Below are 13,961 nucleotides of genomic sequence, written 5' to 3'. Positions count from 1 at the left end.
AAAAAGGCGTAATTTGCATCTCCTTTTACAATAAAAACATTTTATGCGTACAGAGTATCAGTTCAGAGAGATCGAGAAGGCGTGGCAAGGATTTTGGGAAACCCATAAAACTTTCCAGGCTCAGGTGAATCCGGCAAAGCCGAAATATTATGTCCTAGACATGTTTCCTTATCCATCCGGAGCAGGTTTACACGTGGGCCATCCGCTAGGCTACATTGCCTCTGATATTATGGCGCGTTACAAGCGTCTACAAGGGTATGAGGTGTTGCACCCAATGGGTTTCGACTCTTTTGGACTTCCTGCTGAGCAATATGCGATTCAAACGGGTCAGCATCCGGCGATTACGACGGAACAAAATATCACGCGTTACATTGAGCAATTAAAGAATATGGGCTTCTCCTTCGATTGGTCGAGGGAAGTTAGAACGTCTGACGCGTCCTATTATAAGTGGACGCAGTGGATTTTTATGCAATTATTTAATTCTTGGTATAACCAGGAAAGTGATAAAGCGGAGTCCATTGAGACGTTGAAGACTATTTTAGGGGCCAAAGGTTCCATCGGCTTAAAAGCTGTTTGCGATGAAGATGTTCAGCGAATTTCGGCATCCGAATGGAATGCGATGTCTGCGGACGAGCAATATGCCTATTTATTGAGTTTTCGTTTAGCCTATTTGGATGATTCAGTAGTGAACTGGTGCCCGCAATTAGGAACCGTTTTAGCGAATGACGAAGTGAAAGATGGCGTTTCTGAGCGTGGCGGTTATCCTGTCGAGCAAAAGAAAATGCGTCAGTGGTCAATGCGCATTACGGCCTATGCAGATCGTTTATTGCGTGGTTTGGAGGAAGTAGATTGGGCTGATTCCTTAAAGGAACAACAGCGCAACTGGATCGGGAAATCAGTGGGAACGGATGTGGAATTTGCCATTGAAAACGTTTCAGACAAGAAAATAAAGGTATTTACGACGCGTGTGGACACTATTTATGGTGTTTCCTTCATGGTCTTAGCGCCTGAGCATGATTGGGTGGCAGAACTAACCACTGTTGAGCAGAAGCAAGCGGTTGAGGAATATGTGAATTGGGCCAAAACCCGTTCAGAACTCGACCGTGTCTCTGAGGTAAAAACTGTTTCTGGTGTTTTCACTGGAACTTATGTGATCAACCCTGTGAACCAAGAACGCGTTCCCTTATTCCTAGCAGACTATGTATTAGCGGGTTACGGAACAGGTGCGGTGATGGGAGTTCCATCAGGTGATCAGCGTGACTGGAACTTTGCGAAGCATTTTGATTTGCCTATTCCTGCTATTTTAGATGCCCAAAAAGACATCGACATTCAAGCGGATAACACCAAAGAAGGCAAATACATTAATTCAGGAATGATTAATGGCATGGGCTATAAGCAAGCGACTGAAACCTTGGTGGCTTGGTTAGAAGCGCAGGGAATAGGAAAAGGAAAAGTACAGTATAGAATGCGCAATGCCGTATTCAGTCGCCAGCGTTATTGGGGAGAGCCGGTTCCGGTCTACTTCAAACCAGCAGCCAATGGTGAATATTTGCCTTATTTGATAGAAGAATCAGAATTGCCATTGGAATTGCCTAAGATTGATAAATACCTACCTACCGAGACAGGGGAGCCACCTTTGGGTCGTGCTGCTGCGGAATGGAAGTACCAAGGTCAATACGATTACGAATGGTCGACGATGCCAGGTTGGGCAGGTTCTTCGTGGTATTGGTACCGCTATATGGATGCCTTAAACGAGGGAGAATTTGCTTCGAAAGAGGCAATTAACTATTGGAAAGCCGTTGATTTATACATCGGTGGATCGGAGCATGCGACGGGTCACTTGTTGTATTCTCGTTTTTGGAACAAATTCTTAAAAGATTTAGGCTATGTGCCAGAAGAGGAATTTGCGAAGAAATTGATCAATCAGGGGATGATTCAGGGTCGCTCGAACTTCGTTTATCGCTTGAAGGATGCAGCGAAAGTGACTTTTGTATCTCACGGATTAAAAGATCAATACGACGTTGCGGCACTCCATGTGGATGTGAATATCGTAGAAAACGATGTATTGGATATTGAAGCCTTCAAAAAATCCCGTAATGATGTTCCTGCAGATGCAGAATTCATCTTAGAGGACGGCAAATACGTGTGTGGTTGGGAAGTGGAGAAGATGTCTAAATCGAAGTTTAACGTCGTTAATCCCGATGATTTAATTGCCAAATACGGCGCCGATACCCTGCGTGTCTATGAAATGTTCTTAGGGCCATTAGAGCAATTTAAGCCATGGAATACGAATAGTATCTCTGGTTCACACAACTTCTTACGCAAGGTATGGCGTTTATTCTTTGACGATCAGGCAAATACCTCGAAAGTGGTGGATACGCCTGCTACCCCTGAAGAATTAAAAGTATTGCACACGGCGATTCGTAAGGTCCAAGATGATTTAGACCGCTTCTCGTTTAATACGGTGGTTTCTACCTTAATGATCTGTGTGAATGATTTAGGGGCCTTAAAGTGCGCGAAGAAATCCGTTCTTCGTGAATTAGTTATCTTATTGTCACCTTATGCGCCGCATATTTCAGAAGAATTGTGGGTGGCTTTAGGAGAGGAAGCAGGAAGCATTTCTTCCGCTAAATTCCCGGTGTTTAATGCCGCTTTCTTAGAGGAGAATGATTTCAATTATCCGATATCATTCAACGGCAAGGTGAAATTGACGCTTGCATTTCCTGTGACGGCGACACCAGCAGAAATCGAGGCAGCCGTTTTAGCAAATGATCAGGTTAGCAAACAGTTGGAAGGTAAAACTCCTTCCAAGGTAATCGTCGTCCCGAAACGGATCGTGAATATCGTTTTAGGTAAATAAAAAAAGCTCCTCGATTTGAGGAGTTTTTTTTTATTCTCTTGGTCCGCCACCGCCGGGTCTCGCCTGGCTTTGCATCGTTTTGTATTTCTCTAATTGCTCTGGCGTTAAAATCGCTTTGAATTGCTCTGCTTGTGCATCGTTGATTTTTTTCATCTCAGCCATCATTTCTTCTCTCTCCATACCTTGCTGACGTAATTCCATCATCTTGTTCATCCGAGCTTCGATGAGAGGTTCAATTTTAGCTACTTGATCTTTCGATAAACTTAATTCTGTTGTCATGCGATCTACTTGACGCTGAATCATCGCTTGAGGATCCATTCCTTGTGCATGGATGTTCGTGCTGAATGCCATCATGGCTACCACAAAGGCAAAAATGGTGCTAATCTTTTTCATGTTATTTTGGGAATATGGTTTCCCAAATATATTGATATACTTGGGTAGGTTGTATTTGTTGATCAATATTTTGCGACGAAATGAAAACAGGATAGTAAGCCTCATCACAGAACGGACTTCCGTGAGAGCCCTTAACTAGGGTTGCATCAAGAGGAATTACGTCCATTCGATAGCGGAACCCTAACAGCTTGCGAGCTAATTTATAGGCCGCTCTGAGCTTTATAAGCGGATTTTTAGGATCCATGAACATTTCGACAGGATCGTAACCTGGTTTTTTGAAGATGTCCACGCAGCGTGCAAAGTCGGGAGCTTTGGCATCATCTAACCAATAATAGTAGGTAAACCATTTATCAGAATCTGCGACCAAAACGATATCACCGCATCGCTCATGGGCTATTTGGTACTCATCTAATTCTTTTCCGCTAAGCACTTTCGCGATTCCAGGTACTTTTTCGAATAGCGCCTTGATCTCCTTTACATTCTTACAATAGATATGAGCGATTTGGTGATCAGAAACAGCAAAGGCCTCACTTGCACCCGGATCTAATAATTCCAATCCTTGTTCTTCTCTTATCGCAATCTTCCCTGCCTCTCGCAAAATACGATTCAAGTGAATAGGCGTATTTACGTCATTTATGCCGTACTCCGAAAGTAGAATAATCTCCGCATTTTTCGACTCAAAATGGTTAATCAATTGCTCTAAGACTTGATCAATTTCTTTCAATTCTTTCGCAATCGCCGGTAAATCCACTCCAAATTTCTGTAAACAATAATCTAAATGCGGCAAATAGATTAGGTTCAACGTGGGATTGTATTTCTCATCCACATAAATGGAGGCATCTGAAATCCATTGGGTTGATTTGATATTCGCGTTAGGTCCCCAAAAATTGAACAACGGGAAGGTACCTAGCTTAGCTTGTAATTCGTCTCTTAGACTTGCTGGATGTGAGTAGCAATCTGGAGCCTTAACGCCGTCCGAATGGTATTGGGGGCGTGGAGTAACTGAATAATCTGCGCTGGAGTACATGTTGTACCACCAAAACATTTTGGCGCAGGTAAATTTTGAATCCTTTTTCTTCGCCGCTTCCCAGATTTTTTCAGCTCCGACTAAGGGATTTGATTGCTTCCAAAACTTCACTTCAGAATCCGTTTTATCGTACCAACCATTTCCCACGATACCGTGTTCGGATGGATTTTTCCCTGTTACATACACACTTTGGGAAGTCGTTGTAACAGCAGGAAAGGGAGGTTTGATTTTTTGAAACTGCCTTTTCTGGATGTAAGCATATAAAAATGGCGTGTATTCAGCCGAAATTACACTTTCGCTGAGTCCTACCACATCGATTACAGCGGTTTTTTTCATGAGCCTAACAGTTCTTGAATCGTTTTGATTTCGCGGCTAATGGAATCCGCGATGGGTACTTGAAATGCAGCTGGCAACACTCCCCAGGTATAGGTTTCGATTTCCAAATGGTTAGTAAATGGATTTTCCTTCTGAATGGCAAGAGTCTCTCTAATCTCTTTTTGAGTCGAGCCTAATAATCCATAGTTTTCCAAAAACAAGGGCACATGGAAATGTACTCTCCATTCGTCATAGGTCTCCGGCTGATAGGCATCGAAAGCCTCATCCAAGTCTTTGAATTCTTCGTAGGTGCCGTTTTTGCGCAAGGCTTTGACCTGATGCAAATACACCGGTTCCCTATACTTCTTTAATTCGTCTATTTTCGCCTCTTCCTGATTTCGAAGATCGATGTGCAGTGCGGAACTGATTTGAATCTTGCCTACCGGAATATTTTTTGACTTTAATTCAGCGATACTTGTCTCCGGTTCATCAAAACTTACCCCATAGTGACAGATATCAAAACACAATTGCACATGTTTGCGAATGAGAGACGCATCTCCTGAAGTCAATAAAACCTCCTCGTACCAGTGTACAAACTCGGTATGGTTACTTAGTAAGCCATCCGGTTCTGGTTCGATATCGATGTGAATTACCTTACCCGTTTTTTTTGCGATTTGGTCTAACACCTCTACTACCTCTAGCAAATGCTTAGTTGACTTCAGCTTCGCATCCTCCCGTTCTTTCTCCGTTTTAAACCAATAACGATAGGAGAGTGGGGAAGTGGAAATACCCCCTTCGTTCTCCTCTAAAAGCTGGGCTAAAATATGAGCTAAACGTATCGTATAATCCCTGCGCTCCGTCGTCGTCCAATCGGGTGCGTGTACTTGGTCTTTAACAATCGTGTTGTGAAAACCGCCGTAAGGGAAGCCATTGAGCGTAAAAACGTATAAATTTTCTTCCTTCAGCCAGTTCTTTAATTCACTAATAAGGGAAGAATCTTGCAAATCGATACTGGCTTGATTTGCAAATCGCAGACCTAAACCCATCTTCTCGTCAGGTGAAACCTGTGCTTTTACCGCAGGAACATGCGCCTGTAATTGCGCAAAGTGCTCCGTCCAAATCTCCCCTGTATGGATATTACTACAATAACTCAGGTGTCCGTAGGGCGTTTTCATATTACGCGATTTGGGCTAAATAATCGACTGATTTCTTGATGATTTCGAAATCCATTTCATGCACTTCGACTCCCTTGCCTAGTTTTTCGAGTAAAGTGATGGTTAATTGGCCACCTAAATGCTCTCTAAACTCGTTCAGTCCGTTCATTAAGTTTACTTTATCGTTTTCTGTCAAAGCCGGGTGGAAAATAGCAAAACCTAATTTTTGTAATAAATCTATAACACGGTCTACCTCTTCTTTTGTTAAATATCCCATCAAGTGGGAATAAACGCTGTCCAAGGCAATACCTATCGCCACCGCTTCGCCGTGACGGATTTTGAAATCACTTAAGTATTCTAATTTATGCGCCGCCCAATGTCCAAAGTCCAAGGGTCTAGCCGATCCTAATTCAAATGGATCACCACTGGCGATATGTTGCATATGCAGCGAGGCACAGCGGTATATTTGCTCGATCATGACTGATTTGTCACGCTGATTCATCGCATCGGCATTTACTTCTAACCAGGTAAAGAAGCTGATGTCTTTGATGAGGGACACTTTCACTGCTTCTGCTATTCCAGAACGCCAATCGCGATCCCCTAAGCTTTCAAGGAAAATGTAATCATTGAATACAGCCACCGGAGGTGCAAAAGTCCCTAGGAAGTTCTTTTTGCCTAAGTAGTTCACGCTATTTTTAACTCCCACACCTGAATCGTTTTGAGACAAAACAGTCGTAGGAATTCGGATGAATTTAACGCCTCTGTGGGAGATTGCCGCTGCATATCCAGCCATGTCTAAAAAGGCACCTCCTCCGATGCAAGCCACAAAAGAATGCCGATCAATTCCGTGCTCATCTAAGGCCCGTATCACTTCTTCGTAAAACCTTGGGTCATTTTTGCAGACCTCTCCTCCGGGTAATACTAAGATTTCAGGGGCTAGATCAGCTGGTGAATGCGTTTGGAAATAGGCTACAATTTCAGCTGTGAGATTGGGTTGAATATCCGTTACCCCTTTATCTATGACGAAAAGAATTTTCTTGCGAAAAGTAGGGTTGCCGTAGTTTTGAATGAAATCCGCAAAAACGCGATTTTCCGCCGCAAACAGGCGCTCTGTGAAGAATACCTCGTAGGAATACGGTACTTGAAAATGTTGTTTTAAGGATTGCATAGGTTTACGTAACGGCGAATTTCTTAGCTAAACCCAAAGATACGGGTAATAAGGCTAAAACAAAGAGGGCCATGATCCATTGTCCGCTCGATGCTATCCAAGCTGCATTCATCAATATAAGGGTCAATACCCCCGTTTTTACTGTTAATCCGATGTTTTTGCCGATTGGTTCTACGATCGCTATGCGTAATTTTCTGAAAATCAGGATAAAGTGGGCTAGCACAAAAACGAGCGCAAATTCAATTTTTTCTGCAAAATAAAGTTGTGAGGCATGGACAAGTAAAAACAAGAATCCAGCAAAATAAAGAGTAGTTGCTTTGCCACCATGTACTTCACCCCGACTTACAAGGGTAATAGCGGCAATGTAAATCAGAGGAATGAGGATAACAGGAAAATGCTCTAAAACACCTAATTCATATACGCTCATCCCTAAAAGCAAATTATAGGCACGGCATAAACCCATATTGATTGGGCCAAAAATCCGCATATGCTTCCCTTTCCAATCGTAAAATAACGCTAAAAGGGTAATCAAAATGGCTACAATCCCACTCAATCGACTTTGCCAGAACGCGAGAAAAATCCCCGCCGACAGCAATAAAATGCCACCAGCTACGGCTTCAGAACGTTTAATTCGCCCGCTAGGCAAGGCTCTCTCAGGTCTTTCCGTTGCGTCTAATTCGTGATCAAAAATGTCATTGAATACCACGCCACCGGCATAGAGGCACATACTAGAAAGTCCTAAAAATAGGGCAGGGTAGAACTGATAATCTAAGCTACCAAAAGTAAAGCCCACGATCGCTAAACCCGCCATAATATCGGACAAGGCAGTCACGACGTTTGCAGGCCGAGTTAATTCAGCAAAAGCTCTTAATTTACTCATTAGCGGATGAAGATGGAGTTTTTGTCAACTCGAGGAGCTTGGCCACCACGTAAAACGGTGTTACCATTGAACTTCAAAGATTGATCAATTTCTAAGCCATGAATGAAGTCTGCTTCGTTGATCTGTCCGCTTTGGGCGAAGGAATCCAGGGCGTTTTGGTAAGTCACCTTCTGAATATCTGCTACTGAAATGCCTTTAATTTTCATCAAGGCAGCTGTTTTAGGAATCGCTAAGGGATCTGAAATGCCCCAATCCGCAGCGGAATTCACCATAATTCGCTCTGAACCGTATTGTTTTACAATCTCTACCATTCGCTCATTTCCCATCTTTGTAAATGGATAAATGGTGAAAGCCGCATAGAAACCTTGATCTAAAACAGACTTCACCGTCTCCTCATTATTGTGATCAATCACCACCATATGAGGCGCTAAGCCATGTTCTAAAGCGATGGCCATGCTGCGTTCCGTTCCCTTTTTCTTATCTCTATGCGGTGTATGGACTTGCACCGGCAAATTCATCTCTTTCGCTAATTCAAGTTGCGCACGGTAGTATTTTTCTTCCGCCGCTGTTTGGTCATCAAAACCAATTTCACCGACACCTACCACACCTTCTTTTTGCAGGAAAAGGGGTAAAATGTCCATCACTTCCTCCGCTAGGGCTTCATTATTCGCTTCTCTGGAGTTCAACCCGATGGTACAATAATGCTTTATGCCAAACTGAGACGATCTAAAACGTTCCCAACCCACTAAACTCGCAAAATAATCCTTGAACGAAGCTAAACCAGTTCGAGGTTGACCTAACCAAAAAGCCGGTTCAATGATGGCCACCACACCCGCATCGGCCAAAGCTTGGTAATCATCCGTCGTACGCGAAGTCATGTGCACGTGTGGATCGAAAAACTTCATCCCCTGCGTGTAGGCTGCAAAGCCGCCTTCCACTTCTTGAGCCGTTTGTTTTTCTTCAGAGGATCCTTCGAAATGCGATGGATTTCTTGGATGTTCGTTTGGATTTTGGCACATATTAATAGGCTGTTTCTTCTTTTTCTAACACCTTCCAGGCTTCTAGAGGGCTATTGTTGAGAACTAACTGGGCTGCTTTTTGATCGTTTGGATCCTGGCTTGCAGCTAGTCTTTCGAGGTCTTGTTTTTTTGTTTTTGTATCAAATTCACGAATCAATCGCCAAACCTGTGAAGGAACGCGCCTTCCAGCTGACCATCTCTCCTGCGCAAAATCTGCTAAGGTATCTGCCAGAGCTTGATTAGCCCGCTCATCCAATCCCTCAATCAGGTGAATCGGCTTGTCATTAAAGATGCATTTTAAGACTAATTGATTCCAAGCTAATTCACTGAAATAGGTTTTAGGATACGGATTACCAAAAGCAATTGCATCAAATACCGGCCCCATATTCGATCTTACAGCATCCGTGGCACGATGTAACCAGATTTCTGGTTTAATTAGAGCAGGTAATGCACGATAAAGAGCGACTAATTCATTCATCTCTGCCGTATCGAATAAGGTCTCGATTTGAGACTTGCCCTCCTGTTTATCTGCTAATTGAAGTAAGAAATAAACGCGAACGAGTTGATCTACAGTTCCGTGTTGCCAATTCCACCCTGTCAATAATCCTAGATCTTTCTGAATGGGGGTTTTTGAAACCTTCCGCGGCACCATTACGAAGGCCAAAGCCAAGCCTTTTGCATCAGCTTCTCTTTTTTCCTCTATCCAGGCTAATTCTGTCGGATTAGCAAGGGATGCAATGGATTGATAGATTAATTCGGCGGTAGTCAATTTAAAATAGGTTTGATTCTTCTCTTTGAACGAATTTACTAAAAAAATGTGAATTGGTTCCTGATTTTTGGCAGGATGTGCAATAGGTTTAGCCCCTAAATTCCGTTAATTTTGTTTTATGGAAGAAAGACCGATAACTGACTGGCTGCCCCTCACGAAAAAAGAGGTAGAAAAACGTGGCTGGGATGAACTGGACGTGATTTTAATTTCAGGTGATGCCTATGTGGATCACCCGGCATTTGGCACGGCAGTGATCGGGCGAATCATGGAAAGCGAAGGTTTGAAGGTGGGCATTGTAGCACAACCCAACTGGAAAGACGATTTACGTGATTTCAAGAAACTGGGTAAGCCCAAATATTTCTTTGGAGTGACTGCCGGTTGCATGGATTCCATGGTGAATCATTACACGGCGAATAAGCGCCTTCGTTCGAATGATTCTTATACTCCAGGTGGTGAAGCCGGATTTAGACCCGATTATGCGACCACCGTTTACACGAAGATTTTAAAAGAAATATACCCAGATGTTCCGGTTTTGATCGGTGGAATCGAGGCTTCTTTGCGCCGCGTTACACACTATGATTACTGGGCTGATAAATTATTCCCTTCCATTCTTGTCGATTCAGGGGCAGATATGCTCGTTTATGGGATGGGGGAGCAGCCTTTGCGCGAAATCATGCGCGGAGTGAAGGAAGGAAAGAAATTAGGTGAGTTGACCCATATTAATCAAGTCGCTTTCTTAGGAAAAACAGCACCTACCTGCGACTGGGAAACGGTTGAATTAGCGAGCCATGAAGTTTGCTTAGAAGACAAGATCAAATATGCTGCTAACTTTAAGATAGTAGAAGTTGAATCGAATAAGTGGCAAGCCAACCGCATCATCCAAAAAGTAGGAGAGGACGTCCTAGTCATTAACCCTCCCTTCAAGACGATGGAAGAGGTCGAGATGGACAAATCCTTCGATTTGCCTTATACTCGTCTACCACATCCAAAATACCGTAAGCGTGGACCTATTCCCGCTTTTGAGATGATTAAATTCTCGGTCAATATGCACCGCGGATGTTTTGGAGGTTGTAGCTTCTGTACGATTTCAGCTCACCAAGGCAAGTTTATTGCCTCTCGGAGTGAGAAATCAATCATGAAAGAAGTTGAGCAGATCACCAAAGCCCCTGACTTTAAAGGTTATATCTCTGATTTAGGTGGTCCATCTGCCAATATGTACCGTATGAAAGGGAAGGACGAGGAGATTTGTGCGCGCTGTGTGAGCCCATCTTGTATTCACCCAGTGATTTGCAATAACTTAGATACATCGCACAAACCTTTGACGGATATTTACCGCAAGGTGGATAGCCATCCAGCCATTAAAAAGGCATTTGTAGGCTCTGGAGTTCGTTATGACCTTCTGGTAGATGATTTCAATAAGAACAATCAGGATGGAAATCACGATGAATACATGGAGCAATTGATCACTAGACACGTGTCTGGTCGTTTGAAAGTGGCTCCGGAACATACGTCTGATGCGACTTTACGCATCATGCGAAAGCCATCTTTCAAGTATTTCCATGCGTTTAAGAAGAAATATGATGAGATTTCTGCCAAATTTGGCTTAAAACAACCCCTCATCCCGTATTTCATATCCTCTCACCCAGGTTGTGAAGAAGAGGATATGGCTAACTTAGCTGCAGAAACAAAAGACTTAGGGTTCCACCTAGAACAGGTGCAAGATTTTACCCCTACACCCATGACGGTGGCTGAGGTAATTTATTATTCAGGCGTTCATCCTTACACTTTGCAGCCTGTAAAAACGGCTAAAACGAGAGAGGAGAAGCAAAATCAAAACAAATACTTCTTCTGGTACAAAGCAGAATACAAGGATTGGATTCGCAACCGCTTAACGCAGTTGAAGCGTCCCGATTTAGCTCAGCGCCTTTTAGGATTTAGAAACAATAAAAATAGCTGGAATAAATAATTCAGCCTTTCATTAATTAACCAAAAAACAAGAATACAATGGATGAGAATGAAGAATTAATCGTTCGCGATAGCAATGGTGCTGTTTTGAAAGATGGCGATTCGGTTACAGTAATCAAAGATTTAAAAGTACGTGGTTCTTCCAGCGTAATTAAGCGTGGTACCATGGTGAAGAACATTCGACTAACAGACGATGCTGACGAAGTAGAAGGCAAAGTAGAGAAATCGATGATGGTCTTGAGAACGGAGTTTTTGAAGAAAGCATAAGTTAGTCACTAGTCAACAGTCGCTAGTCACTAGTCATTAGTCTGTGGACAGTGGTCTGTTGACAGTAATCGGTAGTCAGTAATCAGTAGTCGGTAAACCTTAAATTCTAATATATGAAAGCGAATGTTATGTTATCACTTGTTGTAGTTGGGGGATTGTCATTCACTACTTATCAATCAATGGGCGAAACAACTGCGAAATCTACTCCAAAAACGTTAACAGTGGCAGAAAGCAAAGCCGCGTTGAAGAAATGGGAAGCTAGTCCAGATGGCATTCAATTCAAAAATTGGGAAGCATCTCCAGCAGGTAAAAAAGTACATGCAGGTGCAGCCAAAATCAGAAAATTTGTTCGTACTAACGCTAATATGCAGGGAATTGTGACTTCGTTATCTCTTCCTGATGGATCTCGATTAGGTTATGGTCTGATGGTTAAGATTGATCGTGAAGACTACATTCTTTCCTTAGGTCAAGTATCTAAAGCTGAATTAGCTCAATTAAAGAGTCTAAAAGTAAACGACAAAATTGTCATCAGAAGTCGTTTTGTATCCAAAGCATCTAAGTATGCTTACCCAATCGTTAACGGTGACTATCTTGAAAAAGACAGCAAGGTGGTTTACAAGCGAGTGGCTAAAGGAGGTTGCTAAATAGGAGAGTAGAGATTATAGAGTAGAGATTATAGATATCAAATTCTACTCTTTACTCTCTACTCTAATTCTTCTGGTTCGTCGTCCTGAACTAATCCTTGATTTAATTTCTTGGTGGATTTGATACCTAGTTTGTGTAAGTTTTGAGCTCTATTAATCAAGTTGCCTTTTCCAGTGCTCAGTTTGTTTAAGGCATCGTTATGGGCATCTTCAGCCTTTTTGATGTATTTCCCTACATCTTCCATGTCTTTCGTGAAGCCCACAAATTTGTCGTACAGATCTCCCGCTTGACGAGCAATTTCAATCGCATTTCTAGTTTGATATTCCGTTTTCCAAACGGAAGCAATCGTTCTTAATGTCGCCAAAAGGGTAGAAGGGGAGACCAATACAATTTTGCGATCCCAGGCATAGTTAAACAAGCTGGTATCCTGGCTAATAGTAGCCACAAAACCCGATTCAATTGGGATAAAAAGCAAAGTAAAATCAGGACTAGTCAAATCTAAGGCAGTATGATAATCCTTAGAAGAAAGCTCCTTAATATGTGTTTTCAAGGATTCAATGTGCGCTTTTAAAGCAATATCTTTTTCCACAGTTCCTTCCTCAGCGCTCGTGTATCGCTCATACGCCACTAAGGAAACCTTACTATCAATGATTAAGTTTTTATTGTCTGGTAAAAAAATCACCGCATCAGGTTTAATCGTATCCTGGTCTTGGTTTTTAGTGACAAATTGAGTCTGGTATTCCATCCCATTTTTCAATCCGGAGCTTTCTAAAACGCGCTCCAAAATCATCTCTCCCCAGTTTCCTTGCGATTTATTCGACCCTTTGAGGGCATTCGTTAAATCTTCTGTTTTTTGAGTAACCGTCTGATTTAAGCTTGTTAGGTTTTTAATTTGCTCCATGAGCACGGTACTTTGCTCTAAGCTGTTTTTTTGGCCTAAGTTGACCTTCTCCTCAAATTCTTTTAATTTCTCCTTCAGTGGGTTTAAAACGTCGTTTAATTTCACCTGCTGTTGATCACTTAACATCTTTCCTTGTCTCAGCACCGATTCATTACTGATATCCACTAGCATTTTACGGAGTTTGTCTTCATCCGCTTTTTGACTTTCTACCGTCAATTTTAAGGTCTCATTTTGTCCTTCGAGTTGTGATAATTTGCCAAAAAGGGATCTATTTTCAGCCTCCAAACTAGCTTGTTTCGCTTGGTCTTGACTTGCTTGTGCTAATTGACTCTGTAAAAGGGTTAATTTCCCTTGAAATAGGAGGTAGGTAGCGCCTGCGCCGGCTACTAGGGCTAGAATGATGTAGAGAATTGTCATGCTGTAAAAGTAAAGCATAAAGGATAAAGGACAAAGAATAAAGCTGATAATCAGTCGCTAGTCGCTAATCACTAGTCACTAGTCGCTAGTCGCTAGTCTACTCTATACTCTCTACTCTAATTCCGACTAAGTCACGAAGTGACGACTAAGCCGCATAGCGGCGACTGACGACTGTTGACTG

Annotated in this window: 12 protein-coding genes; 4 read left to right on the top strand and 8 right to left on the bottom strand. The window is 42.5% G+C overall.

Going from position 1 to position 13,961, the window contains the following annotated elements:
- The first annotated feature begins 43 nt into the window (after window positions 1-43).
- A complete protein-coding gene (gene leuS, locus V7S74_RS08175) occupies window positions 44-2,860 on the top strand; it encodes a leucine--tRNA ligase (RefSeq protein WP_406778268.1) in 2,817 nt (938 codons plus the stop codon).
- Between the two features lie 30 nt (window positions 2,861-2,890).
- Here leuS and V7S74_RS08170 read toward each other — a convergent pair whose 3' ends face one another.
- Genes V7S74_RS08170 through V7S74_RS08140 form a run of 7 tightly spaced genes read right to left on the bottom strand, consistent with a single transcriptional unit; the run spans window position 2,891 to window position 9,585 of the window.
- Window positions 2,891-3,253, bottom strand: a complete 363-nt coding sequence (locus tag V7S74_RS08170; protein WP_406778267.1) for a hypothetical protein — start codon at window positions 3,251-3,253, stop codon at window positions 2,891-2,893.
- A 1-nt stretch (window position 3,254) separates the two neighbouring features.
- Entirely contained in the window at window positions 3,255-4,616 is a 1,362-nt protein-coding gene (locus V7S74_RS08165; RefSeq protein ID WP_406778266.1) for an alkaline phosphatase family protein, read from the bottom strand.
- Window positions 4,613-5,770: a metabolite traffic protein EboE gene (eboE, locus tag V7S74_RS08160; RefSeq protein WP_406778265.1), complete on the bottom strand. Its 1,158-nt coding sequence runs from the start codon at window positions 5,768-5,770 to the stop codon at window positions 4,613-4,615. Before eboE ends, V7S74_RS08165 begins: the two co-directional genes overlap by 4 nt.
- 1 nt (window position 5,771) lies before the next feature.
- Complete coding sequence (locus V7S74_RS08155; protein ID WP_406778264.1) at window positions 5,772-6,917, bottom strand: 3-dehydroquinate synthase; 1,146 nt, start codon at window positions 6,915-6,917, stop codon at window positions 5,772-5,774.
- A gap of 4 nt (window positions 6,918-6,921) precedes the next feature.
- Window positions 6,922-7,797, bottom strand: coding sequence for a UbiA-like protein EboC (gene eboC, locus V7S74_RS08150; RefSeq protein ID WP_406778263.1), 876 nt, complete (start codon window positions 7,795-7,797; stop codon window positions 6,922-6,924).
- The gene (locus tag V7S74_RS08145) at window positions 7,797-8,816 is read right to left on the bottom strand and encodes a TatD family hydrolase (RefSeq protein ID WP_406778262.1); all 1,020 of its coding nucleotides are present in this window, start codon (window positions 8,814-8,816) and stop codon (window positions 7,797-7,799) included. Before V7S74_RS08145 ends, eboC begins: the two co-directional genes overlap by 1 nt.
- A 1-nt stretch (window position 8,817) precedes the next feature.
- Window positions 8,818-9,585, bottom strand: coding sequence for an EboA domain-containing protein (locus tag V7S74_RS08140; RefSeq protein WP_406778261.1), 768 nt, complete (start codon window positions 9,583-9,585; stop codon window positions 8,818-8,820).
- A 118-nt stretch (window positions 9,586-9,703) separates the two neighbouring features.
- Between V7S74_RS08140 and V7S74_RS08135 the strand changes: the two genes are divergently transcribed.
- The 3 genes from V7S74_RS08135 (at window position 9,704) to V7S74_RS08125 (ending at window position 12,461) form a co-directional block, all read left to right on the top strand.
- Window positions 9,704-11,551, top strand: a complete 1,848-nt coding sequence (locus tag V7S74_RS08135) for a YgiQ family radical SAM protein (protein ID WP_406778260.1) — start codon at window positions 9,704-9,706, stop codon at window positions 11,549-11,551.
- Between the two features lie 38 nt (window positions 11,552-11,589).
- The gene (locus V7S74_RS08130) at window positions 11,590-11,817 is read left to right on the top strand and encodes a zinc ribbon domain-containing protein YjdM (protein ID WP_130895301.1); all 228 of its coding nucleotides are present in this window, start codon (window positions 11,590-11,592) and stop codon (window positions 11,815-11,817) included.
- A 113-nt stretch (window positions 11,818-11,930) separates the two neighbouring features.
- A complete protein-coding gene (locus V7S74_RS08125) occupies window positions 11,931-12,461 on the top strand; it encodes a hypothetical protein (RefSeq protein ID WP_406778259.1) in 531 nt (176 codons plus the stop codon).
- Between the two features lie 59 nt (window positions 12,462-12,520).
- Here V7S74_RS08125 and V7S74_RS08120 read toward each other — a convergent pair whose 3' ends face one another.
- Complete coding sequence (locus tag V7S74_RS08120) at window positions 12,521-13,780, bottom strand: DNA recombination protein RmuC (RefSeq protein ID WP_406778258.1); 1,260 nt, start codon at window positions 13,778-13,780, stop codon at window positions 12,521-12,523.
- Between the last annotated feature and the right edge of the window lie 181 nt (window positions 13,781-13,961).

Source organism: Aquirufa novilacunae (assembly GCF_045310505.1).
GTDB classification, from domain to species: domain Bacteria; phylum Bacteroidota; class Bacteroidia; order Cytophagales; family Spirosomataceae; genus Aquirufa; species Aquirufa novilacunae.
The sequence above is the reverse complement of the archived record's forward strand: the minus strand, read 5'-3'. Positions and strand labels throughout refer to the sequence as shown.